Source organism: Thermoanaerobaculia bacterium (genome assembly GCA_035593605.1).
In the GTDB taxonomy this organism is placed as follows: Bacteria; Acidobacteriota; Thermoanaerobaculia; order UBA2201; family DAOSWS01; genus DAOSWS01.
Map to the genome: position 1 here is coordinate 1 of DAOSWS010000013.1, position 24,434 is coordinate 24,434.

Genomic DNA, 24,434 nt, shown 5'->3' on the forward strand with positions numbered 1-24,434 from the left:
TGAATAAGGATCATGCCGCATGAACCCTTTTTACACACCTATTGACATGACCTCGCCCACCAATTATCGGCTACAGAAAAAGAATGCAAACAGTTGGTTTTTGGCCTTTTGCCATGCCACTGGCGCATGAAGCTGGGCACCTGTTTCATGCGCATTTACAGGGAGGGATAGTAGGATATACGGGTACACATGGATATTGTAAACAAACAAAAGATTTATCAGGCAATATTTCAGCAGGTTTTGCATTCGCTGAAGGATTTGCCGACTGGTTTGCTAACTACTCGGCAGTTGGTTGTGGCTATGACATTATTGACGAAGGAAAACTAGTAGATGGAGTAAAACAACCATATTTTTGCAAGATTGAGGATGATAATAGTGGTGTCGAAGTATTCAATTGCGGGCGTTGCACGATCCCCATATGCACATCCAATATCGATTATTGTCAAGGGCAAGGAATGTATGAGGAAGTTCATGTTGCCTCTTTATTATGGGACCTTCTAGATAATGTGAGCTACTATCAAAGCGTAAATGGATGCGCAGTAGATGAAGTTTTGCCCGCCTTTTGCGTAAATCCCGATACAATTCCAGATCTTCCGTATTGGAGAGATGAAATCAACAGTGGGGTTACCCTTCTTAAATCTTGGAAGCCAGGGGGGTATTCAAGCATTTTGCAATTTTGTTCTTATCTTACGCGGCCTCCGCAGGCGGGGGATCCTGGGGGGCCATTGTACGGCCAGGAAGCAAAAGTTAATCATCTTCTCAAGCTTCACGGAATGCCTCATATCTTACAGTAAGATGACAGCTCTTTTTTTTGCCCTTCTATTGAATATGCATGTAGTCGATGTCATTCATTACCCTCCTTTGAATCAAAGAGGGGAGATGGCTGTCTCTCCCGAAGTCTACGATATCCTTTTTTACGGAGGATACCTCTATGCTGCAGGATTGAATGCACTCTCCATCTATGATCTGACAGAAGGAACATGGGATCTGAAGAATGTTATCCAGTTCAAGGGTAGTGGATACATTCCAAGACTCTACCGATGGAAAAACCAGCTAATCATCTCCTACTATGTAGATGAGGATGATAACGGGCTTCTCTTTTATGATATTTCAACCCCGATTCAACCCCAATGGATTAAGGAGTTTCATCCGCACGACGTGAGAGATGAATACATCATGATCAATAGTGGATTCCCAAATGAATGTCGGAGTACATGCAAAGTTGTAAATGATTTATTAATATGTAATATGGAATGGTATCCAACTGATCCCTATCCTTGCACATTCTACGGTAGTTATGTCCCCTTTGTTATCGACTTAAAGACCATGAAGACTCTGGATATCTGGATGCTGGACACAGGATGGAACTGCGACTGGAACGCATGGAGATCAATCAATCAATCAGGTTTTGAATATTTTGAGGGCAATTTTCTCTTCCAACAGGGTCAGGGACATTGCAAGATTCCAGGTGACTTTGTTTCAGAAGCTTTTGAAGATGGTCTTTCATCTACCCGATACTGCTCCGCATGTTACTACTTCTGCGAAGGCTGCCCCCTTGCACCAATTACGCGTTACAAGACGTGGCTCATGTTCGGCAGTGCTGGATACTTTAGCCCTCAACCACTCATGGATAAAATGAAAGCCGGAGTTACTTTGGGAGGTGAGTTTATATATATAGAACCTTATAGTTGCACACTTGACCAAATCTGGTTCACACCGCAAGATATTTCTGGGCATGAAGATTGGGTCTACTCAACCGATTTCGAGTGCCAGAGAGTCGCCAATTACGATCCAGAGACCGATAGCTCAAATAGTGAATTTGCCGGTGTTAATGTGATGGACCAACCTCTTTACAGAGTTAAAGTCTTGAACAATGTTGTCTATGTAACGGCGGAAAATCGGATTTACATGTTCGATCCAGTTCACTTCGACGAGGACCAACCGGTTGGAGATGTAACCGTGTGCTCTCAGGGCCCCATCCTGAGGTTTGCAGGTTCAGTCCAGGATGAGGATGGCATTGCGAGTGTAAGTGTACGCATCGGGGATGAGTTGATGGCATCCTATGAGTTTACCGATCCTTACTACCTGCCCCATCCACTTAGAAGAGAGCATGAGAGGCCCTTTGATCTTCATGATTGGACTGTCACGATCGACACTGCTTTACTCACCCCCGGCACCTATTCACTCAAGACTGTTGCCGTGGATTGGGAGGGAAGTTTCTCCGTAATCGAAGAGAGGGAGATCGAAATTGGTTCCACTAAATTTAAGAGCGATATTGTTCCGATGGATAGAGAAACTAAACTCATTAAATAATTCTTTCCGGGGATGACCGATTCCCAAAAATGTACGATGTGAAAAAAGGGGACGGTCCGCGGCCCTCTCACCTTCCCTGGGGCAGTCCCTCTTTTTTCAGGCCCTGTTCCGCGTTCAGGAGAATAACGAATAACTGGCTGTACGTGTGAGAGATTCGCCTCCCCGACTTCGCTCAGGGAGCTACATCGTGGCATGGTTTCGGCATGAAACGCCAAAACCATGATGGGCAGGGACGGAATTGAACCGAGTATACTTACGAATCCTACCCCGGAGGACCGATTCCGGATAACTACATTGTAGGTGAGATGTATGTGGGATCTTGTCTCGGTAGTTGGAGTGGGCAGGGACGGAATTGAGCCGAGTGGACTTACGAATCCTACCCCGGAGGACCGATTCCGAATAACATACATTGTAGGTGAGATATATGTGGGGTAATGTCTCGGTAGTTGGAGTGGGCAGGGACGGAATCGAACTGAGTCAACCCCAGATAACCCTCTTTCGAAGAGCGATTCCGAATGACGTACATTATTAAGTGAGATGAAGGTGCGGCATTGTCTCGGAAGTCGGAGTGGGCAGGGACAGAATCGAACTGAGTCAACCCTAGATAACCCTCTTTCGAAGAGCGATTCCGAATGACGTACTTTGTAGGTAAGATGAATGTGGGATCTTGTCTCGGAAGTCGGAGTGGGCAGGGACGGAATTGATCCGAGTATACGTACACAACCTACCCTGGAGGACCGATTCCGAATAAAATACATTGTAGGTGAGATGAATGTGGGATCTTGTCTCGGTAGTCGGAATGGGCATGGACGGAATCGAACTGAGTCAACCCCAGATAGCCCTCTTTCGAAGAGCGATTCCGAATAGCATACGATGTAAATGAGGTGATTGAGGGGGATAACCCCGGAAATTGGAATGGGCAGGGACGGAATTGAGCCGAGTGGACTTACGAATCCTACCCCGGAGGACCGATTCCGAATAACATACATTGTAGGTGAGATATATGTGGGGTAATGTCTCGGTAGTTGGAGTGGGCAGGGACGGAATCGAACTGAGTCAACCCCAGATAACCCTCTTTCGAAGAGCGATTCCGAATGACGTACTTTGTAGGTAAGATGAATGTGGGATCTTGTCTCGGAAGTCGGAGTGGGCAGGGACGGAATCGAACCGCCCACACGGGGATTTTCAGTCCCCTGCTCTACCGACTGAGCTACCTGCCCACCGCGCCTATCATACCCACTTCCCTACCGGTTGTCAAAGGTCACGGAGGGGCCGGGCTTCTATGGACAGGGGAGGGAAAACACGCTAGAGTATCGGCATGGAATCGCTCGAATCAATCCGATTGATCGTGACGGATGTGGACGGTGTCCTGACCGACGGCCGAATTTATCTGATGCCGGACGGAGAGGAAATCAAAGTCTTTAACTCGAAAGACGGGTCGGCCATCCGCCTCGCAATTCGAAATGGAATCCCCGTAGCCTTCCTTTCCGGAAGGGGAGGGAAGGCTCTGTCGGCCCGTGCCGAGGAACTGGGTGTCGAACATCTCATTATGTTCAGTCGAAACAAGGAGGAAGATTTTCTTGCTCTGACAGGGAGACTGGACATTTCTCCGGATGAAACGGCCTTTATCGGGGATGACATGATCGATCTGCCCGCCATGGCCCGTGCGGGGTTTACCGCCTGCCCTTCGGATGCTGTGCCCGAGGTTCGCGCCCGCGTGGATCGAATCCTCCACACTCCCGGTGGCGGGGGGGTGCTTCGAGAGGTGGTTGAACTGATTCTCAAGGCCAGGGGGGCATGGCCTCACTGAAACATTTTGCCGTTCTTATCCTCTTCGGGGCCTTTTCCCTCGTTTTCAAGGTACTTCCCGTCAGCGGCGCCCGAAGGGTGGGGGCCTGGATCGGAACGCTCACCCGGATTCTGCTCCCTTCCCAGGGCCGCCGGGTCCGGTCCCACCTGGAGAAAGCCTTTCCAACCTGGGGCTCACGGAAAATAACCCGCTGTATAAGAGAAAATTTTCGACATTACGGGATGACCTTCGCCGAACTTTACCATCTGGAGAAGCTCTATCCATCTGTAGAAATTTCAGGAATCCACCACCTTTCCGGAACGGGTGTGGTTCTCGTCACCGGCCACTGCGGAAACTGGGAACTGATGGCCCGGACCATTGCCCGGCGATGCGGAGGATTAACCGTTGTCGCGCGGGAAGCCTACCTGGATACGCTGAACGACTTCCTGGTTGGACTGCGAAAAAAAGGAGGGGTGGAGACCATTCTCCGCGGTTCTTCGGACAGTCCCCGACAGCTTCTCAGTGCGGTAAAGGAGGGACGGACCCTGGGCATGCTGATCGATCAGGATACGAAGGTCGAGGGGATTTTTGTCCCCTTTTTTAACCATCCGGCCCATACACCCGTAGGAGCCGCCCGTCTGGCCCTGAAGTACGGCATTCCTTCCGTTACCGGTTTTATTCACCGAACTCCCTCCGGTGGCCACATTCTTCACTTCGACGACCCTATCCAATCTGAAGGGCATACGGAGGAAACGCTGACTGCCCTCCTCACACGGCGGATCGAGGATCAGGTCCGTCGTCATCCGACCCAGTGGGTATGGGTGCACCGAAGATGGAAAAAGGTACCTTCCCGGGAGGAGGTGAACTCTGGAAGCTGAACGGTTGAGTCCCCTGATTCCCCAAAGTGTCGTTGAGGTTTCCGGGGCACTTCAAAAGAGTATCGAGATCTGCGGCATCCTCGAACCTGTCCGGATCTCAAACACAATTGTGGTGGACGGATTGCGCCGCATGGCTGCAGCTCTGGCTCTCGGTCTAGATGATATTCCCGTACAGGAGATTTCCGGAGATCCCCACATCCTGCGCTGGCATCTCAATCTAACCCGTCCGTGGAATCTTTTGGAAACCGCTCATGTCTACAAAGGATTAAAAGACAGCCAAAAAAAGGCCTTCCTGTCCGATCTTTCAATGGGAGATTCACCTTCAATTCCCGCCGTCATGGATCTGCTGGTCTCCGATCCTTCGCTTCATCCGGCCATTCTGGAAGGCAGAATGACCCTCGCAGCCCTGCGGGATCTGGCTGCCTCCGGATCGGACTTTCGATTCTGGGTGAAGGTTCTCCTGGAAGCGAAGGGAACGGTGGGAGAGAGAAGGGTGGCGGCTTCCCTGGTTCGAGATTGCGTCTTTCGAGAGACCCTTCCCGGGGTTCCCGCAGTTGCCTCTGTCAAAGACGTAATTGCATGGCTGCACCCCCTCGCCCATCCCGAAACAGACACCCGGATGAATGAACTGAACACGGCCCTCGGTGAGGTGAATCTTCCTCCGGGAGTGCGGGTTCACGCTGATCCCACGCTGGAACGGGAGGGGGTTGAGCTGTCGTTCAGGGTGACGCGGCGGGACCTCTCCCGGCTGGAAGAAATCAGGCAATCCCTTGCCCGCCTCTTCGAAAAACTGGATTTTCTCTGATGCGAATTCCCATTCCAAGCGTCATCGTTGTTGACGAGGCCGTGGAAGACCATCCGAGAGTAAGAAGCCTTCTCGACCTCCTTCCCCGGATCCCGGTTCAGACTGTTCCTGCAGGAGAGCCCTATGAAGGGAAAGGGTGGTGGATCACCCGGAACCTGGGATCGTTCCTGAGGCCATGTCCCGGTCAGAAGGGACATGTATGCTGCGGCTACTGGACGATGGAATGGATGCTGGGCTGTCCATTTCGCTGTGAGTATTGCGCTCTGCAGGCCTATCGGCCTTCAGGATCCCTGACCCTCTATGCCAATCTGGAGGACGGTCTGGAGGAAATCCGAGAACTCCGGCAGAAACGGCAGGGGCCGATTCGGTTGGGAACGGGAGAGTTCGGGGATTCCCTTGCCATGGAACCCTTCTTTCCCTTCGTGCGTGATGTGGTGGAGGCTGTGGGATCCCTGGATGATATGGTGGTGGAACTGAAGACAAAGAGCAACTGGATCGAACCTCTTCAGGACCTGCCGCACCGGGAGCGGATCATCGTAGCGTTTTCCCTCAATCCGCCGGATCTCATATATCGATACGAAACGGGAGCCGCTACCCTGGATGAGCGGCTTTCCGCCATATCCAGGGTTCTGGGCTGGGGGTACCGGGTTGCGGTCCATTTCGACCCGATCCTCCAGAGGCACGATTGGCTTTCTCTCTACGGAGAGGTCGTTGACCGACTTGCGACGATTCTCCCGGCTGAGAAGCTGGCGTGGATCTCCATGGGAACCTTTCGATTTCCAAAGGGAATGGATGACGCCATTCTTAAATCCTATCCTGAAACGGACCTCTTTCGCCCGGAGTTTATTCGCGCCAGAGACAACAAGATGCGATATCCGAGGCCGGTCCGGGAAATGCTCTACCGGGGCCTTCTGACCGTTCTGGAGAAGCATTACCCCCGCAGGGCCATCTATCTCTGCATGGAGTCTCCGGATGTGTGGAACCGCGTCTTCGGGGAACTTATGAATTCGGCCAGGCTGACCGCGAGGTTGGATGAACGGTAAGATTCTGATCGTCACGGCCCACCTCAAGGAGGCAAAGCTTCTCGCCGCCTCCCTGTCCGGGTGCGTATCGGGACCTCTTCCCTACCGCTACAGTGCTCCTGGAATGGTCATCCTGGTTGCCGGGCAGGGAGAAGAATCACTACGGCGGTCCCTCGTCAGCCTTCCCCTGACAGGGATTCGGGTTCTCCTGCTATTTGGGACCGCGGGCTCCCTGACCACAGTCTACGCACCCGGAATGGTCCTCGAGTGTCCCTGGGTTCACACCCTGGAGGGAGATATTCTGGTCTCTCCGTTGAGCCTCGGACTTCCAAGGGCCTCCATCCTGGCGGTTCCAGGGCCCGTGATCGATCCGGCTGAACGGGAAGAGCTCTTCAGAGAGCATGGGACCCTGCTGGTGGATATGGAGTCCGGAGGGTTTGTAAAAATCGTCAAGGAGAGGGGACTCCCCTGGGCTGTCGTCAAGGTTGTATCGGACACACCATCCGAGCCGGACACCTTCCCATTTTCAGTCGAACTTGATACACTACTTCGAGAGAACGCCCGGGTTTTTCTCGGTGCCGTTCAGGAGGTTTTTTGTGATCATTGAACGCAATAAACATGGGGAGATGGTCGTCATCAATGTGATGGGGACCATTACGCTCGGAGAGTCTTCCAAAAAATTTTCCGATTACCTGGAGAAGATATTGCAGGAACGCCCGAAGGGCGTGATTATCAATATGGACAAGATCGATTATGTCGATTCCACGGGAATCGGTGAACTGGTGGGATACCTTTCCCGCTACCGGGATGAAAAAATTCCTCTGGCTTTGGTGAACCCGAGGGAGAGAATTCTCAAACTCCTGACGATTACCGGACTTGAAAAGGTATTTCCAATTTTCGAAGAGATGAAGGATGCGCTGAAGTGGTGCGAAAGGGGGGACTCGAACCCCCACAGCCTTTCGGCCACAAGATCCTGAATCTTGCGCGTCTGCCAATTCCGCCACTTTCGCGACGCTCGATTATAGCACATTGATGAAGGATTCAAGCCTCCAGGGTACCCTCGTATCTTTCCTGAAAAAGAAGGGCGGAAAGCCCGTTGAGATCAGTGTTTTACGAAGACAGTTCGGGAAAAAGGTTGATGGTGTGCTGGAAGAACTGGAACTTACCGGCATTGCCGTTCGAATTCGCCGCCATGTCTGGGCCTATGGGCCGTTCACACGTTACCGTGTGGGCACGATCCGGATCCGGGCAAAACGGGGAGAACTTCGCCTGGAGGATGGCTCCCTCACCATTCCGTTGAAGAAGGCCCAGGGAGCCATGGATGGTGATCTCGTTCTCTGTCTGGCCGAACGCGGAGACGAGGGGCGGGTGGTCCGGATTCTCCGCCGTAACCGGGAAACCCTTCCTGGCTTTCTCGTGTCGGAAGGGAAGACAATCCTGTTCCGGCCATTTCGCAGAAATCTTCCCGATATGATTCCACGATTTGAAGACGGACATCCCGCAGATGGTTCCATTGCCTTTGAAGGCGCGATCGTCTTTTTTCCGACAGCGACCCGGCAGGGGCGTGTCAAGATTGGCAACTCCCTGGGAAAATTCGGGGAGCGTGGAATGGAGGCCCGGGTCCTCTACGCGGACCGCGGCTGGACCATGGAGTTTCCGGAGGAAGTGCTGAGAGAAGCCGAGTCGTCGGCCGATCGTTTAAGTAATATCCAGCTTTCCGACCGTACTGACCTTCGGGGGGAAACAATCTTCACCATTGACGGAGAGTACGCCCGGGACTTTGATGACGCAATCTCACTCTCAAAAATCGGACCTCGACGCTGGCGTCTGGGCGTTCACATTGCCGATGTGTCCCACTTTGTTCGACCGGGGACCTCCCTGGATGAGGAAGCCTTTGATCGGGCCACATCAACCTACTTTCCCGATACGGTTGTCCCGATGCTTCCCGAGGCCCTTTCCAACGGCGTATGTTCCCTGCGACCGGAGGAAGACCGTCTCACCCTGAGTGTCTTTATGGATGTCGACGAACGGGGAAGAACATCGAAAGTACGCCTCCTGCCCACCATCATCCGTTCACGTTATCGCATGACCTATACGCAGGTCCAGGCCATTCTGGATGGCAGGGAGCGTCATCCCCTGACCGATACGCTTCGGGAGATGAACCGGATTGCTAAGCGTTTTCATCGAAAACGGGTAGGTCTGGGCAGCCTGGACTTTGACCTTCCCGAAGTCGGCATCCTGTACGATGATCAGGGAAGAATGGTTGGTGTCCGTCCCGAGATCCGTTTCGACTCCCACCGTCTCATCGAAGAATTCATGATCACGGCCAACCGGGAAGTGGCAAAGATTCTGACCTTTAAGAAAATTCCCTTTCTGTACCGGATTCACGAGGATCCGGATAAAGGAAAGCTCCTGGAGCTGAAGATCATCCTGGAAGGCCTGGGATATCCCTTCCGGGTAAACCTTGAGGAGCTGACGCCGCTTCAGGTTCAGCGACTTCAGGATTCCTGGGAAAAGCGGCCCGAGGGCCCCTACCTGAATGAACTTCTTCTCCGTTCCCTGGCCCGGGCCCGGTACACTCCCGAGAATGTCGGACATTTTGGTCTGGCCCTGGAGTACTACTGCCACTTCACCTCTCCCATCCGCCGGTATCCCGACCTGATTGTCCACCGCAGAGTCAAAGAATACCTCTCGGGGGTCCAGTATGATCAGAAGCGTGCGGATCTCGCCTTCGATGAGCTTGTGCAGGCAGGCGACCATTGCTCAAAACGGGAATGGGAGGCCGAAGATGCCGAGAGGGAGGTCATGGAATGGAAGACTCTCCAGATCGTAAAGGAGAAGGAAAACCAGATCCTGTCCGGTCGCGTCAGTGGAGTGATTGAGACGGGCATCTTTATCATTCTGGAGGACTATCAGGTTCAGGGGTTTCTCCCCTTTGCCACCTATAAGAAGGATTATTTGACCGCCTCCACTCTCCGCCAGGAGGTTAGCGGCCGCCGTACTTCCCTATCCCTCAGGCTGGGAGATGAAGTCAGGGTGAAGATCCTATCCGTGGACCTGCACAAACGCTATCTTCGACTGGAGATTGTGTAATTCTTTACCGGCGTTCGAGGAGATTTTGGGCCGCCACCTTGATTGCGTGACGGATCGCCGGATTCTTGGTGATCCCCTGTAGATCGATGCGTTTCAGGGAGGATAGAAAACCAAGGGCTGTGCCGAGGGGAGTGGCAGGATTTTTAACCAGTGCCATCTTGATGCAGTACTGATTCGACCATTTGGGTAGCCGGGAAAGGTGGGTGAGGATTTCCCCGGACGTTCCCGGATCGTTGGCAATGACCTGCAAATGAACGATCGTCATTCGAGGATTTTCCATCAGGGCTTCAATCACTTTCAGATGTTTCTCCCGGCGAAGATCGGGCAGAAGAGCCTGGGGCGCCCTGCGGGCGAGGGAGATCTTTTCTCCAAGACCCATTCCGGGAAGGCGTTCCCGAAGGGTCTTTTCTCCAATTCGCCGTATCAGCGGCGGTGTCCTCTGGTCCAGGGTAATCTCCAGCAGTTCCTTCCAGTAGAGAACGGGCACAAATCGCTGAGCCACCGGGGAAGGCGTGGTTGGATTCCGCACCAGGGCGAAACGAACTTTGTGGAAGGAAGTAAGATCTTTACTTTCAGCGATATGGTGGATGGTTTTCCATGTACAGTTGGGGTTGGTAAGAATGGACAGAGACTCCTGCTCGTTGAGCTTGAAGTCGATCGATTCCAGCCTGGAAAGCACTTCCTCTTCCGATCCATCCCTGAATACGGTTGAATCGGAAGAAAGAGGTGAATTTCTCGGGGGCATCAGGGCTTAGGCTTTTTCCCTCTTGAAAATAAGACCGATGTGGTCCGTTGCACCGGATTTGAAGTTGACCGAGGTAAGGCCCACAAGCTCCCAGCCGTCCTGACCGTAGCCGTTCAGTTCAGCCTCGTAATCTTTCCGGATTTGATAGTTTTCCGACCTGAGATTGACGATTCGATATTCCCACGTTTTCATCTCCACACCCCTTTCCACGGGTTTTCACTCTTAAGTGTACACCTCCAGTGGTCACCATGCAAGGCAAATTGTCAAAATGGTGATTGAACGCACCCGGTCAAACTGCGCGAAAGAGCCTGCAGTTGGAATCCTGAAAGACGATGGGTGTGGGATAATCGAAGGGTGAAATCGAATCCGGCACGCCCTTCCCGTTTCCAGCGTTTTACGCGCTTCCTGATCCGTCATTCGGTCCCTCGAACCATCCTGACGTGTCTAATGGCTTTGATCACGCTTGCCGGCCGGACGCTCCTGTACCCGCCCGTACGGGGTGACATGTTCACGCTCCTCTACGAACTTTGCCTCTTTGCTTTTTTCTGGACAATTCTGATCCATCGCTGGCTCTACCGGGAGCCGAATCTCAAAGGGGTCGAAGGCCAGATCTCTGTTCCCGGCTGTCCTTCCTGCGGGAACGATCTTCCCATCGAAGAGGAAGCCTGCCCTTCATGCGGACAGGAGGTTCACACTCTCCGATGGATTCGAATACGATCTTCCGGGCTAGCCGTCTTTCCGTTCTGGATCCTGGCTATTGTTTCCGCATTTCTGGCGGGGCAGTCTCTCCTGGCATTTATTACGGGAGCTGCGGGCCTGGTCATGGCTTACAGTTACAGGGTTCTGATTCTCCCCTCCGGGGAAGGTGATCGCTAATGGGTTTCCGTTTCGCTGTTGCTTCCCGCGTTTCCAATATCCGCCACCACCTTCCAGTCTCCGTTCTTATCCTTCCGCCAGACGGTCAGGTACTTTCCCTCCGCCGTTCCCGAAGTGCCATCTTCCTTCTGGAATGGGAGGGTCCAGGTTCCGTAGGTGTAGCCCAGATCCCCCGAAGTGGAAAGCTCTGCGTGTAGGGGGGTCCAGGAGAGGTTCTTCGGGTTAAATCCGGTGGAGGAATAGTGACGACGGATCGCGTCAAGGCCCTTCACGACGGGGCCCTGATCGGGAAAGATACAGGCGTCTTCCGCAAAGTACGCCATCCAGCCCTCCAATCCATGTTCCGCCGTGGCCTTTCCAAAGGCACGGTCCGCTTCGAGAAGGGATTGTGCGGGATCCGGTACGGCGGAATCTGCAATGGCAAGACCCGTTACGAGTAAAAAGAGAAAGATGAGTTTCAATATGTCCTCCCGGTTGACCTGGATAGTGTGTCCACGACAGCACGCAGGTTAATCAAGATCCATCCATCGACGGCGTACGTACCGCCGGGTAATGAGAAAGGTCTGAAAAAAAATCGAAGCATTCATGGCCCACCATACTCCCTCCGGCCCAAGACTCAGTCCAACGCCCAATGCCAGCGCGAGGGGAATCCGAACCCCCCAGACGGCGGAAGAGACAATAGCCATCGTTGTCCGGGTGTCCCCGGCTCCATTCAGGCCCCCCGCGAGGATGACGCCCCAGGCCATGAAAGGTTCCGAGATCAGAGCAATGGTGAGATATCCGATCCCTTCTGTGATGACGGTGGGATTGTCTGAAAGGAGGGCACTCACCCATCGGGCATTCAGGATCACGGCGACAGTGAGGATCGAGACAATGGCTGTACCCATGGCAGCGGTGGTAAGTCCTCCGCGGTAGGCTTCCTCTCTCTCCTTTTTCCCAAGAAAGTTCCCCACAATCACGGCGTTGGCCATATTGAAGGCGAATGCGGGAAGGTAGATGAGGGATTCCACACGGTACCCATTGGTGAAGGCTGCCATGATGGCGACGCTGTCTCCGGGCAGGGCACCCAGAATCAGGTAAAGAGCCGTCGCCCCCGCCTGCCAGAGGACCTGAAGGAGTCCGGTTGGCCAGCCTATCCGGATAATTTTCCAGATTGACTCTTTGAGATAGCGGTGAGACTTTCGGAGGAACATCCTGAGGTGGTAAAGATTCAGGGCCGCTCCCAGAACTACCGATGCCGCCGTGGACAGGGCGATACCCCGGAACCCGAGGGGTGTGAAGAAGACAAAGAAAACATTGAGAGAAATATTGGTGACGCAGACAAGGGCCATCGTGGCCAGGGACTTTTTAATTCCCTCGCAGGCACGGAGGATTCCGTTGGTGTTGATCAGGACATAGTGAAAGAGCAGGCCCCCTGCATAGATCAGGATCAGGGGACGACCGTATGTTTTTACTACCTCGGGAACATTACTGATTTCCAGGACCCACGGGGAAAGCAGGATACCGCCGAGGCTCAGGAAGATTCCCAGAACGGTGGTTGTAAGGACAACGGAAAAGAGGGTTGAGGCATAGGTGTCGTTGTCGCGTTCTCCGCAGAGGCGGGAGACGACGGACACGGTCCCGACGGTCAGGGCGTTGGCCAGGACGGTAAAAATGAAATAGATCTGGACGACAAACCCGTAGGCCGCCTGAACCTCCTTACCGATTTGCCCTGCAATGTATACATCGGCGAAGGTGATGAGAAATTCGAAGACCATGATCAGCGTCATCGGCCAGGCCACGGCCCAGCTCCGGTTAAGGAGCGTCTTGAAAATGGGGCGGGGGGGCATCGTACCGGGATTTACCACTCAGAGAGTGTACACGATGAGGGAAGGGAAGATATAGAAGGAGTGATTCTTCAGGGACACAAATTGCGGGGGTCGATCAGGGGTTTTATTCCGGGTGAGGGATCGTCAGGCTCCGAAGCTTGCCGCAGACAAAAAGGGGTCCTGTTTGTGGATCGAGCATCCGGATCGCGGAGACGTCCATCAGGAAATGAACCGTGTCGCCAGGAAGCACGGAGGGCATCGGCCTGTTAAAGGGAATCGCCAGGTGGTATTCGATGGTCAGCTCTCCTCTTTTCACGATTGTAACCAGAAGAGCAGCGGGTTCTCCCCGATAGAGAGGGGCTGTGCCCGAGCTGACTACTTCACCGGGTATGCCGTATTGAATGGCGCATCGATCCTCACCCGACACGTACCATTCCTCTTCCTCCCCGATGGTCCGGTTGGGAAAGATACCGGCGACAGGTACATGCAGAACCTTCAGAGTCTTTCCGCAGAAAGAATTGATGGTGTCCTGCATGGCCTTCGTCAGATCCGTTGGGTCGGGGGAGTGGGCCTCCAGAGAGAGGTGAGTCAGGGGCCGCAGAAGATCGATCTCGGTTAGATAGGGACCGGCTTCGTCCTCCGGAAACGGTTGAGACAATAGAAGGATGGGAAGGAGAAGAAGCACAAGGATACCGATTCCATAATTCAACCCTGTCGGGATTCGTTGCTTCATCTTTCCATCATACACCATCCATCACACGCTGTAACGTACAATAGGTGTGGATGAACCCGGATAAACTGGAGATCGTAAATCTTTCGGAACTGGCGAAAAGGGATACCCGGGATCCCGGATTTTTCGGCGGAAAGGCGGCCGGTCTTGCCTCTCTGATTCGAAATGGAGCACGGGTACCGGACGGCTTTGTCGTTGAGCCCACATGTGCAGTCGTTGAGCAATGGTTAGAAATCTCTCGAGAATTTTTTCTGGAGCGGGTTCGCGCCCTATTGAAAAGAGGACCCGTGGCAGTGCGTTCTTCCGCCCCGGTCGAAGATTCACCGGAGCGATCCTATGCAGGCATCTTCGAAACCGTACTGAACTGCTCTACGGAGGAGGAAGTCCTGGTTGCGGCTTCCCGTTGCGTTGCCTCAGGGCAGTCTCCACGGGCTCAGGTATATGAATCTCAATCCGACCCCATTCCTGTGGGTATCCTAGTTCAATGCATGGTGGAAGCGGAGGTTGCCGGGGTCTGCTTTACCCGTGATCCACGGGGAACGGATAGAGCCTGTGTCGTCGAAGCCGTGCAGGGTGGGGGAGATTCTCTCGTTTCAGGGAAAATCTTACCCGATCGCTGGAGAATTTATCAAAACGGATTCGGGGAGGCGGAAATCCTTTCGGAAGAAAATGCGCATTTCCTCACCGGCGACCAGATCCATTCCCTCTATCAGGATGCCATGGATCTTACCCGTCATGCGGGATACGACCTGGACCTGGAGTGGGCCATCGATCACTCCGGAAATTTATGGTGGCTTCAGGCCCGACCGATCACGGTTTCCATGAAACAGCAGGAAACGTATCGAGTGGAACGTTCATGCCCTGAGGCTGCAGACGGACCTGTGACGGTCTGGTCCAACTGGAACGTCCGGGAGACGATGCCTGAGCCCCTTCATCCCCTGACCTGGGACCTCTGGCGCCGGAGCATTCTGCCTACCGTGACCGAACATCTCAGCGGAGTTCAGAAAACATCGCCTGTCTTTCCCCATCTTGCAGGACTGGACCGTGTCGAAGGAAGGATCTACTTCAACATGAATGCGGCTCTGGCAGCTCCGATCATCGGATGGATTATGGAGAGGATCCTTTTCACCATGGATCCGGAACATGGAAAGAGAATCCAACCCCTCATTTCGAAGGGGATATTAAAACCGAGGAACCTGCCCGGTCATTCGATTCAGAGATTACCGGGTCTCCTGCTGGCATCGTTGAAGGGATCGGCACGGTTTCTTCTGGCGGTTCGGCCGGGTAAGGCCATGAACTCCCTGGTGTCCGACTCTCGCACAATACAATCCCGCCCTGCCATCTCAGGGTTGTCCAGCGAGGAACTGCTGGAGGAGATTTATCTCTGGGAAAAGCCCGGCACACGCCGAATCCTTCTGGGACTTCAGATGGAAGGGCTTGCCATCGGGATGTTCCAGCTTGCCCGATATCTATTCCGGGACCATCCGGAGGCGCTTCACCTCCTGGCAACGGGAATTACCGCCAACCCCACGACACAGATTTCCCTGGCCATTGATGATCTTATCCATGAGGCCCGGCCCATGAAGGACCGGTTTCTGGACCATTCCACATGGCAGGATCTGGAGTCTTCACTTCAGCAGGTGAATGATGGGAAACGATGGCTCACCTGTTTCCATGACTTTCTGCAAACGAACGGTTTTCGAGGACCCGGGGAGTTTGATCTTTTCAGTCCTCGATGGATCGAGGATCCCGATATGATCCTTTCCCTGATCCGCACCGGTCTTGCCTGCGAACCCGGTGAGACAGTACGAGACCGAATGGTGCGTCTTGGAATCAGGAGGAAAAAAGCAGTCGACACAGCGATTCAGGCGTCCCCTTTCTGGAAACGACCACTCCTCCGTATTTCTGCCGATCTTGTGAACCGATTTATGCCCCTTCGAGAGGCACCCAAACACTATGGCATGGTTGTCTTCCAGCGAATCCGGCAGGCGGCCCTGGAGCTGGGAAAGCGTGGGGTGGATCGAGGCTGGATGTCTAAGCCGGACGAGGTCTTTTTTCTTTCGCTCCGGGAATTGGAGATTATGGCCCGGGAAGAGAAACCCCGGGAGGATATTCAGCAACGAATCCTGGAGCGAAGAAATCTTTTTACAGAGCAAAGAATGATTCACCCACCGGATATTCTCCGTTCCGATGGTGTTCCCGTACCCGGACCGAAAATAGAGAGGGAAGGACGTCTCACCGGTATTGCCGTCTCTCCGGGTTCGGTCACGGGACCTGCACGGATTCTCTCCGATCCCGATCCGGAGAAGTTGAAAGAAGGAGACATCCTGGTCGTGGGCTTTGCCGACCCTGGTTGGACGCCCCTCTTTCCCAGGGCGGCGGCCCTTGTGGTCGAGGTTGGTGGCCTCATGTGCCATGCCGCAGTGGTCGCCCGGGAGCTTGGAGTACCTGCTGTTTTCTCAGTACCGGGAGCACTTGCGCGCATTACGGAAGGTCAGGTGATTCAGGTGAATGGAACCGAGGGGTGGGTGGAGATTGAATCCGGGGGTCCGGCAGGTACGGTTTGAAACTGTGCTTACGTTATGGTTTTCACCCGGGATTTCAGGAGAAAACGATAGATGAGATCGCAGTATCGATCCATCTGGATCTTCCCCTTCTCCGATACGGAATAGCGCCAGAATCCATAAAGCTTTGCCAGACGTACCAGTTTTTCCGTATAGAGATTCCAGGTGTACTGGTCCCGTATCCTGGCAACGCCCTTTTTCGATAGAGAATCCCAGAATTCATGATCCTTTTCCTGTTTTCGATGGAAGGCTTCAAGGGAACGGGCCATCAACTCGGATCTTGACGTGTTTAATAGATGGCCGTTCTCCCCGTGCTGAATAATTTCGCTGGGACCTCCGAACCGCGTGGCAAAGGTGGGGAGCCCGGATGCCATGGCCTCCAGCACCGTCAAACCAAAGGCTTCGAAAAGAGCGGGTTGAACAAAGATGCCTCTCAAATCTGCCATGATTCGGTACGCCTCTCCAGCTTCTGCTTTTTTCAGAGTGGGAAGCCAGCGAAAGGACCCATGAAGATTGTAATGCTGAATGAGATCGTGGGCTCGGATGATCTGATCTTTCTCCTCAGGGTCCGATGATTCTTCCGGATGAAGTTTGCCTGCCGAAAAGACGAGATTGTACTCTTCTCTGAGAAGACTCGATTGACCAAAGGCATCAATCAGACCCGTGATGTTTTTGATACGGTCAAACCGGGCGAGCGTAAATATGGGGGGTTTTTCCGGGTTTTCGAGATGCCCCAGGATTCTGTCTTCTTCTGATTGGAAAATCCAGTGGCGAAGAGATTCTGTCACGTGGGAGGTTCTTCGTTCCATTTCATAGAAAGGGAAATAGATCGCATCATCGACTCCGGGTGGGATGACGTTAAACTTTGGAGCGAAGAGATTGATCCCGTTGATCACCTGAAAGAGACCGGGAAGGGAAAAGTGCTGGTAGGATTCGTATTGCCCGAGTTCATCTTCTGTTCCCGCAATCTCCTGGTAGGTGGAGGTAATGATGAAATCCGATTTATTCATGGAAAGCATGTCGGCGGTGAACTGAAGGGAAAAGTGGTAGTCAGCCTCCATTGTCTTCCAGTAGAGATCCGAGAAGAGATATTTCGACTTTTCCAGAGCGTGGGCAATGGTGCACTGGATAACGTTTAATTTATCCGAAAGAAGCGTGGCAACGAGGTTTCCATCGGAATAATTACCGATGATCAGGTCCGGTCGTCCCTGAAACTCACTTTGAAGAAGGGGGGCCGCTTCCTCCGCAAATCGTTCAAGATAGGGCCAGACTTTGAACCGGGAGATCCAGGAGGGAAGAGTGGTGCCGTCCTCCGACCGGAAAGGAATTCGTACAATCCAGGCATGATCAGTGTTCGCGACCTTCTCTCTGGGCAGATGGCAGGAAGTTTCTCCCGATTCGGGAATCAGGCGGGTCAGGATAAGGATTTTTGGTTCTACCTCCAATCCCGCCAGTCGGGTTTCCTCCTTGATGTGACGTTCGAGGGCCCGCACCTGATCCAGAATATAGATCACCTGCCCACCCGTATCGGGAAGCCCGAGAACATCTTCCTGGCCGAACCATCCATGCGGGGAAACGATGGCAATCCGGGAGATGAGCGGTGCGGGAACGCGGGAAATAAAAGCCTCCAGGAGGGTGTCGTCCGGTTCATTGATCAGATCCAGCAGAAGCTCCATGGACTCAAGAACCCGCCGGGCGGTGTTTCCCCATCCTGGTTCGTATCCCTGCCGCCTCAGTCGGTCTGACAGATTTTTCCAGGGTGTATCGGGATTCATGGTTTTTAACCAGTCCATTGTGCGGGGGAGAGTGGCATAGAGCTGATCGAAATCTGAAATCACGGAACCGTTGATCAGAAGCTGACGATCCCTGTGCGCGTGGAGTTTGAGAAATTTAAAGAGGTTAACGTTCCATTCCCCCGGATCCTGAAAGAACTTGCTGGACATATACCGGTTCAGGAAACGAATGCCGTTCCCGATATTTTTTGGATCTTTCTGGGAGGGGGCATAGCTGTAAAACGGCATCATGTCGATTCGGAGAGGACCTCCGAACGGACGTTCCGAGGTCAGGGTATCCTTTAGATCCAGGTAGTCCCCTGCCGAAATCTCTTCCATGAACTGACCGTCCGAGCTCAGCCGAAAAAAACGACTGCGCGCTCTGGTTTCACGAAATACGAGCGCAAGGTACTCTTCTCCGGTCACGATCTCCTGAATCCGATTCAGAAAAATCGCAACAGAAGACCGTTTCATGAATTGCGCGCTCTTTCCTTTCTCGTCACAGTACGTCTGAAATCCGAGCAGGATGTCATTTCGAAGGACAATCCGACCCGGTGTTGTGGCCATCCGGGCCAGAAAGGATTTAAGTTCGGGCAGGTCCCTGGGATTTAGATAGGCCGCGATACCATCACTCATAATGTTGAATCCCCTTCTTTGGGATTTTCACCAGACCATAATGCGCAAGGCCTTCAAGGATACCTGCCGTATGGGGATTTTTCGCGAAATAGAGATTTTTCAGACCGCGAAGCCGTTTCATTTCCGGTGCATGGTTACCCACAACGATCCCCTTGAACCCACCCCTCAGCATGGCTTCATCGTTACCGGAATCTCCGCTGGTGATCATATGGGTCAGAGGGATGGCCCATTTTTTTCCAAGGTAACGGACAGCTTTACCTTTTGAGGCTCGGTAGGGAAGGATGTCCAGGAATGAGCCGTGGGAATGAATCAGGGTATATCGAAGGCGGCGTCGGGAGAGGGCGTGATGAACGGCTGCGATATTGTCCCTGGAGAAGTCCATGTAGTAACTGACCTTCAGTTTTCTTTGAGCCGGTTTTTCCTGGAGCTCAAGAAAGGATAGCCCCTCCAGCGCTTCGAGCACGGCCTCTCGGTCCCATCGATGGGAGATGTGGGCCTCCCAGCCGGAGTCGCAGGCAAGATCTTTCCCATAGTTGATTTCGCTTCCCACGGAGGTGATCAGGACATCGGGTTGAGGAATGTGGTGTTCTTGAAGGTGTTTCATGGTGGATTCAAGGGTTCTCCCCGTTGCGATTCCGAACCCCATGCGGGTTCGAAGATCCTGGAGAGCCCGGAGAAAAATTTTCAAATCGGACGGTTTTCCACCTGTGAGTGTGTTGTCGATATCGGTGATCAGGAGGTGGGAAAAATCTCTGAAGCGATCCGCAACGGGCTGGGCCTTGTTCTTCCCTTTTCCGCCTCTCTTTCGGCCTGATTTGCGAAGGAGCCTGATTTCTTTCTCGTACAGCCTGACGTGGGCATCCCATGTGTAGATTTTCCGGGCGTTGACGATACCGTTTTTCGAACAGGTACGCCACTGCTTCTCATCTACGATCAGAGTTCGAATGGCCCTGGAAATATCTTTCGTTGATGTTGCATCCACCAAGATTCCGTTCTTGAGGTTGGAGAGAATATCCTTCGGACCCCCGTCATGGGTGGCCACAACAGGAAGACCGCAGGCGGCCGCTTCGATAATTGTCAGTCCAAAGGGTTCTGTCAGGGCGGGGTTAACAAAGACTCCCTTCTTTTCCGCTGCAATTCGGTAGAGCTCGGGTACCTCCACCTCAAAGTCATGACGTTTGGGGATGGCCATCTTTCCATACAGGTCATATTTGTCCATCAGGAGAAGCATCTCAGTCAGGACATCCCGCTCATTATCCTCCATGGAGGAGATATCTTTTCGAAGTCCGGCAAAGATGGCAATGTTTGCCATGGCCTGAAGCTCTTTATCCTTTCCATAGGCCTCGATCAGTCCTCCGATATTTTTCCTTCGATCCGGCCTGCATAGGGCAAGGATTAACGGTCGGTCCGGGTGGAGAAAGAAACGGTCCAATTCATCCATAAGCGAGGCATGTGCGACTCGATCCAGGTCCGTTCGCGCGGAATCTTCAACATAGGGAAAGAACTTTTCCAGGTTGAAACCGGGGGGAATTACGCAAAATCGGGGAAGCGTTCCTCCCTCATACTGTCCGTACTGCTGTGTGGATTCCTGGCTGGTGCTCGTAATCACAAGATCGACACCGGTGAGGATTTTCTCCTCCATCGCAATGCGGTGGTCAATTCTGAATTTACGAATCATCTCCTCTCTTTTTATGCCTGCGGCAGCAAGCCTCATCTCCTTGGACCGCCCCAGAGAGTGACCCGTAAAGACAAAAGGAACGCCAAAGTAGGAAGAAAGGCGCATGGCAACAATTCCTGCGTCGGCGTAGTGTCCATGGACAATATCGGGTTTCCGGCCTTCTCTTCGAGTGAAACGGACAACCCCGTCCACAAATTCTTCAAGGTGGGGCCAGAGATGTTCCTTGCGAAGATACCGTTTGCCTCCGCACCCGATTCGGACAATCCTGCAGGAATCGGATAGATTTTCAACAGGTTGCGAATAGTCTTCGGATACGGTTCGATCCTGGATGCGGCGGGTAAAGAGATCGACCCGGGTCACGCCTGGAAGACGGCTGACGTGGCGGGCAAGATCGACAACGTAGAGGATCTGGCCTCCGGTGTCGGCATCGCGTCCGAGCTCGAGGTTTTCGCCCCGGATGAGTCCGTGGAGGCTGAACATCTGGATATACAGGGGTTCACTCACAGGATTCCTCCCAGCGGGACATCAGTTCATGATAAATGGAAGGGTCGTGCGGAATGGCTCCCCGAATTCCACATATTCTGGATGCGAATTCCGTCGCCCGGTGCAGTATGTTCTGAAACTTCCAGCGCCTCAGAATTCCAACCGCCAGAACTGCTGTGTAGGCGTCTCCCGCACCGACCGTATCCATTATGGGAACATCCCGTTCCGGGGATATGGAGAAGGTTCTATCGGAAAGAAAAAGATCGCTTCCCTCCGAACCCCGGGTTCTCGCGATCCACGTCAGATCATACCGGGAAAGTGCGAAATAGGGGAAGTCCGATAAGGGTCCCGAGTACCCGGAACATTCTGCAATGATCTTCTCTTCTTCGTCATTCCACTTGACTCCATTGGATGCATGGAGGGAAGCAAGAACATGCTCTTTGGACCACTGTCCCTTTCGGAGGTTGACATCATAGAGAAGAAAGGTTTTAGGAGGGCGGTTCTCCCAGATGAGACGGGTCAGGCCGGCTCCACGCGGTGTCCGCTGGAGCAGGGTTCCGAAGCAGATAAGCCCCGGCCCGTTTTGAACGAGGCGGGAGAGGGTTGGAGTGTATTCCAGATAGTCATAGGCTTGATCGGTGAGGATGTCATAGGAGGGGATGCCTTTATGGTCAACCGTGACCAGGACCTGTCCGGTCGGGTAGTCTGGATCGATCTGAATCCCCTCCTGGGGAAAATTGAGATCCCTGAGGAGGGTGAGAATGTCTTTGCCGTCCGGATCCTGTCCGACTCGGCTGAAGAAGGTGCAGGGAGTCCCAAATGCGCGAATGTGGCAGGCAACATTAAAGGGTGCACCTCCAGGACGTTTTTCATCTCCAAAGTGATCAAAGAGGACTTCCCCGAAGGTAAGCGCTGAAGGTGTTGTCTGGATTTCGGGCTCCACCGGGTAAATCAAATTAAAGTATGACCGTGTACTGTAGAACCTTCTGAAGTTGCTGGCTCAGATGTACAAATTCCTGGTCAGTAAGAATCGTGCCCCGCTGGAAGGTAATCGAGGACTGTTCCAGATCGCCCCCTGCTGAAAATTGAAAGGTGATCTGGTCATCCGCGAGCAAGATCGATTCGACACGATCAAGATGAATAACCTGATTTTTTACCTTGACCCACATGGTTTCCTCCTCATCTTAATAGTAAGACATTATTACTATTATACTCTGAAAAAGAATGGATTTCAAATTACCCTGGAATGTGGATTTACGATACATTGAAGTATTGATAAAGGTTATTATCTATATGAAATATATACGCGATATAATAAGGTGTATTATTACTTATGGATATTTATGTTAATAACAAAAAAGGGAGACCGGAGGTCTCCCTTTGGTTCAGGTGAAGGGGAGTGTTAGCCCTTGATGGAAATCTTCTTTGGCTTTGCCTCTTCGCATTTGGGAAGGCGGAGGGAGAGAACGCCGTCCTTGTAGTTGGCTTCGATTTTTTCCCGTTCCACCGGGCAGGAGAGGGTAAAGGCGCGGGTGAAGGATCCGTAAGAGCGCTCCACGCGATGAAAGGTTTCGCCTTCCTCTTCTTTCTGAAAGTTACGTTCGCCCTTGATGGTGAGGGTGTTGTCATTCAGCTCTACGGCGATATCTTCCTTCTTGACTCCTGGAACTTCCATGGAGACATGGATCGCATCCTTGGATTCCTTGATGTCAACGGGCGGGTAGAACGACAGTTCCCTGGATCCTTCGCGTCCCGAGGTAAACCAGTCGGAGAGGAAGTCATCAAAGAGGCGATCCATTCTGCCTCGAAGGGTTCCCACTTCATTGTACGGCATCCAACGTCTGATGGTCATGGCTATGACCTCCTTTCGTGTATTTTCACCCTTACGATAATATCTGTTGTACAAAATGTCAAGTATGTGATACGTAAACGATAATAAATATGATATATATCATATCAAATATTAGGGTCAGGATAATGTCGAAGGGAGGTGGAAGATTTCCGTGACAAGGAGTTTGACTTTCTGGTACACTTGTTCTGCATGGCGTTCCCCTCACTGCAGGCTCTTATCTCGGGCTTCACGCTCATGACCCTGCTGGTTGGTCTGATAATCGGGCTATTCGGGTATCGATTACTAAAACTGACACTAGGGCTTCTTGGTTTCATCGTTGGAGCCTACCTGCTGGGATACCTGGCTTCAGCCATGCTTCCGGGCCGGCAGGCCTTTGTCATTGTTGCAGCCTTTGTAGGCGGGCTGTTCGGTGCGCTTTTTCTGGTTTTTGTTTACAAAGTCGGCCTCTTTATCCTGGGTCTCCTGGCCGGAGGTGCCATTGGAGCCGTCGTGGCCGCACCATTCCAGGATTCGCAGGCCCTGCTGATCGTGGCGGTTTTTGCCGTCGGTGGTGCTGTCACCGCGATTCTTGTCCAGAAGGTTGTCCTGATTGTGGCTACCTCCGTTGTCGGCTCGTGGCTCGTCATGACATGCATTATTCAATGGCTTGGACTCACGACCGATCCCCTGGGATGGTTTACCCGATCCGATCTGCTTAATGTGCGGAACACCCTTTCATTCCTGACGGTTCTTGCTTGGCTGACCCTGATGGGGGCCTGTGCCGTCTTTCAGTTTCATCGTCGAAGACCTGCTGAACCAAACTGACCGAGACCCGGTCTCTCCATTCCTTTCTATAGGTTAGAAGGCCTGTCTGACAAAATGTCATTTTCCATCATTGTTGATCGGGCGGGATTCGATTTTTTTTCCGCATCGGAGCATCTTGCTTCCATAGTATGGGTTGCCGATATCGTCCGTGGCCTGCATCCAGGACCCCGGGGCCATGGAACAGTAATAGGTCACCACGGCGGTATTTCCAGGAAGTTGGCCATGGAGGCGGATCAGGGCTTTGGAGAGGTCTTTAAAGAGGACTCTGGCATCTTCCAGTCCTGCCCTGGCGATCTTTTCCGAACACGTCCGAATCGATTCCGCGTCCTTGACAACCGATTCATCCCGGGCCTTCTCCTTCAGGTAGCTTTGGGATAGTTGAGACAGCTCCTTCGCCGCATCGGTGACGCCTTTGATGGAATCTCCTGCGAGGCTTTCGCGGATTTTGAAATAGGATGGAAGAAGCTCGTCGGTGATGGTTGAAGCCGCTGCAGCGGACAGGCTGAAACATAAAAGAATGAGCGAAAAAGTGATGAACTTCATGAATTTCTCCTTTGTGTAATTGTTAGATTTTGAACGTAAGGTT

22 protein-coding genes and 2 tRNA genes are annotated in these 24,434 nt (G+C 52.8%); 11 read left to right on the forward strand and 13 right to left on the reverse strand.

The window, feature by feature from the left end; all coding sequences use genetic code 11:
- Nucleotides 1–83: 83 nt before the first annotated feature.
- Together PLD04_07885 and PLD04_07890 are read left to right on the forward strand one after the other, a co-directional pair.
- The gene (locus tag PLD04_07885) at nucleotides 84–794 is read left to right on the forward strand and encodes a hypothetical protein (GenBank protein HXK68254.1); all 711 of its coding nucleotides are present in this window, start codon (nucleotides 84–86) and stop codon (nucleotides 792–794) included.
- 85 nt (nucleotides 795–879) lie between these two features.
- Nucleotides 880–2,313, forward strand: a complete 1,434-nt coding sequence (locus tag PLD04_07890; protein ID HXK68255.1) for a hypothetical protein — start codon at nucleotides 880–882, stop codon at nucleotides 2,311–2,313.
- A gap of 1,147 nt (nucleotides 2,314–3,460) precedes the next feature.
- On the opposite strand, the gene PLD04_07895 is transcribed toward PLD04_07890, so the two are convergent.
- Nucleotides 3,461–3,533: transfer RNA gene (locus tag PLD04_07895), tRNA-Phe, on the reverse strand.
- Nucleotides 3,534–3,631: 98 nt separating this feature from the next.
- Between PLD04_07895 and PLD04_07900 the strand changes: the two genes are divergently transcribed.
- From PLD04_07900 to PLD04_07920, 5 genes are read left to right on the forward strand one after another with little or no spacing between them, the layout of a single operon-like run.
- Nucleotides 3,632–4,123 carry an HAD-IIIA family hydrolase gene (locus tag PLD04_07900; GenBank protein HXK68256.1) on the forward strand — a complete coding sequence of 164 codons (492 nt, stop codon included), beginning with the start codon at nucleotides 3,632–3,634 and terminating at the stop codon, nucleotides 4,121–4,123.
- Nucleotides 4,111–4,980: a lysophospholipid acyltransferase family protein gene (locus PLD04_07905; GenBank protein ID HXK68257.1), complete on the forward strand. Its 870-nt coding sequence runs from the start codon at nucleotides 4,111–4,113 to the stop codon at nucleotides 4,978–4,980. The genes PLD04_07900 and PLD04_07905 overlap by 13 nt, the downstream gene beginning before the upstream one ends.
- 4 nt (nucleotides 4,981–4,984) lie before the next feature.
- Nucleotides 4,985–5,785: a hypothetical protein gene (locus PLD04_07910; protein ID HXK68258.1), complete on the forward strand. Its 801-nt coding sequence runs from the start codon at nucleotides 4,985–4,987 to the stop codon at nucleotides 5,783–5,785.
- On the forward strand, nucleotides 5,785–6,828 hold the full coding sequence (locus tag PLD04_07915; GenBank protein ID HXK68259.1) for a radical SAM protein: 1,044 nt from the start codon (nucleotides 5,785–5,787) through the stop codon (nucleotides 6,826–6,828). The genes PLD04_07910 and PLD04_07915 overlap by 1 nt, the downstream gene beginning before the upstream one ends.
- Nucleotides 6,818–7,414, forward strand: a complete 597-nt coding sequence (locus PLD04_07920) for a hypothetical protein (GenBank protein HXK68260.1) — start codon at nucleotides 6,818–6,820, stop codon at nucleotides 7,412–7,414. The genes PLD04_07915 and PLD04_07920 overlap by 11 nt, the downstream gene beginning before the upstream one ends.
- Nucleotides 7,415–7,730: 316 nt before the next feature.
- On the opposite strand, the gene PLD04_07925 is transcribed toward PLD04_07920, so the two are convergent.
- Nucleotides 7,731–7,817 (reverse strand) — tRNA-Leu (locus PLD04_07925).
- 22 nt (nucleotides 7,818–7,839) lie between these two features.
- On the opposite strand from PLD04_07925, the gene PLD04_07930 reads away from it, so the two are divergent.
- Entirely contained in the window at nucleotides 7,840–9,900 is a 2,061-nt protein-coding gene (locus tag PLD04_07930; protein HXK68261.1) for a VacB/RNase II family 3'-5' exoribonuclease, read from the forward strand.
- 4 nt (nucleotides 9,901–9,904) lie between these two features.
- Here PLD04_07930 and PLD04_07935 read toward each other — a convergent pair whose 3' ends face one another.
- Nucleotides 9,905–10,645: a hypothetical protein gene (locus PLD04_07935; GenBank protein HXK68262.1), complete on the reverse strand. Its 741-nt coding sequence runs from the start codon at nucleotides 10,643–10,645 to the stop codon at nucleotides 9,905–9,907.
- Nucleotides 10,646–10,651: 6 nt separating this feature from the next.
- The gene (locus PLD04_07940) at nucleotides 10,652–10,837 is read right to left on the reverse strand and encodes a DUF4177 domain-containing protein (protein HXK68263.1); all 186 of its coding nucleotides are present in this window, start codon (nucleotides 10,835–10,837) and stop codon (nucleotides 10,652–10,654) included.
- A gap of 162 nt (nucleotides 10,838–10,999) precedes the next feature.
- On the opposite strand from PLD04_07940, the gene PLD04_07945 reads away from it, so the two are divergent.
- The gene (locus PLD04_07945) at nucleotides 11,000–11,521 is read left to right on the forward strand and encodes a hypothetical protein (GenBank protein ID HXK68264.1); all 522 of its coding nucleotides are present in this window, start codon (nucleotides 11,000–11,002) and stop codon (nucleotides 11,519–11,521) included.
- Here PLD04_07945 and PLD04_07950 read toward each other — a convergent pair.
- From PLD04_07950 to PLD04_07960, 3 genes are all read right to left on the reverse strand, one after another.
- A complete protein-coding gene (locus PLD04_07950; GenBank protein ID HXK68265.1) occupies nucleotides 11,518–11,982 on the reverse strand; it encodes a DUF4440 domain-containing protein in 465 nt (154 codons plus the stop codon). The two genes, PLD04_07945 and PLD04_07950, sit on opposite strands and share 4 nt — an antisense overlap.
- Before the next feature lie 48 nt (nucleotides 11,983–12,030).
- Nucleotides 12,031–13,368: an MATE family efflux transporter gene (locus tag PLD04_07955; protein HXK68266.1), complete on the reverse strand. Its 1,338-nt coding sequence runs from the start codon at nucleotides 13,366–13,368 to the stop codon at nucleotides 12,031–12,033.
- 85 nt (nucleotides 13,369–13,453) lie between these two features.
- Nucleotides 13,454–14,062: a hypothetical protein gene (locus tag PLD04_07960; protein HXK68267.1), complete on the reverse strand. Its 609-nt coding sequence runs from the start codon at nucleotides 14,060–14,062 to the stop codon at nucleotides 13,454–13,456.
- Between the two features lie 50 nt (nucleotides 14,063–14,112).
- Between PLD04_07960 and PLD04_07965 the strand changes: the two genes are divergently transcribed.
- Complete coding sequence (locus PLD04_07965; protein HXK68268.1) at nucleotides 14,113–16,626, forward strand: PEP/pyruvate-binding domain-containing protein; 2,514 nt, start codon at nucleotides 14,113–14,115, stop codon at nucleotides 16,624–16,626.
- Nucleotides 16,627–16,634: 8 nt separating this feature from the next.
- Here the strand turns inward: PLD04_07965 and PLD04_07970 are convergent, their stop codons facing one another.
- The 5 genes from PLD04_07970 to PLD04_07990 form a co-directional block, all read right to left on the reverse strand.
- Nucleotides 16,635–19,031: a sucrose synthase gene (locus tag PLD04_07970; GenBank protein ID HXK68269.1), complete on the reverse strand. Its 2,397-nt coding sequence runs from the start codon at nucleotides 19,029–19,031 to the stop codon at nucleotides 16,635–16,637.
- Nucleotides 19,024–21,189 (reverse strand): HAD-IIB family hydrolase, encoded by a 2,166-nt coding sequence (locus tag PLD04_07975; GenBank protein ID HXK68270.1) that lies wholly within the window; start codon nucleotides 21,187–21,189, stop codon nucleotides 19,024–19,026. The genes PLD04_07970 and PLD04_07975 overlap by 8 nt, the downstream gene beginning before the upstream one ends.
- Before the next feature lie 16 nt (nucleotides 21,190–21,205).
- A complete protein-coding gene (locus PLD04_07980; GenBank protein HXK68271.1) occupies nucleotides 21,206–22,135 on the reverse strand; it encodes a PfkB family carbohydrate kinase in 930 nt (309 codons plus the stop codon).
- 13 nt (nucleotides 22,136–22,148) lie between these two features.
- A complete protein-coding gene (locus PLD04_07985; GenBank protein HXK68272.1) occupies nucleotides 22,149–22,361 on the reverse strand; it encodes a hypothetical protein in 213 nt (70 codons plus the stop codon).
- Between the two features lie 233 nt (nucleotides 22,362–22,594).
- Nucleotides 22,595–23,044: an Hsp20/alpha crystallin family protein gene (locus tag PLD04_07990; protein ID HXK68273.1), complete on the reverse strand. Its 450-nt coding sequence runs from the start codon at nucleotides 23,042–23,044 to the stop codon at nucleotides 22,595–22,597.
- Between the two features lie 189 nt (nucleotides 23,045–23,233).
- On the opposite strand from PLD04_07990, the gene PLD04_07995 reads away from it, so the two are divergent.
- On the forward strand, nucleotides 23,234–23,848 hold the full coding sequence (locus PLD04_07995) for a DUF4203 domain-containing protein (GenBank protein HXK68274.1): 615 nt from the start codon (nucleotides 23,234–23,236) through the stop codon (nucleotides 23,846–23,848).
- 57 nt (nucleotides 23,849–23,905) lie between these two features.
- Here the strand turns inward: PLD04_07995 and PLD04_08000 are convergent, their stop codons facing one another.
- Nucleotides 23,906–24,391 (reverse strand): DUF3347 domain-containing protein, encoded by a 486-nt coding sequence (locus tag PLD04_08000; protein HXK68275.1) that lies wholly within the window; start codon nucleotides 24,389–24,391, stop codon nucleotides 23,906–23,908.
- Between the last annotated feature and the right edge of the window lie 43 nt (nucleotides 24,392–24,434).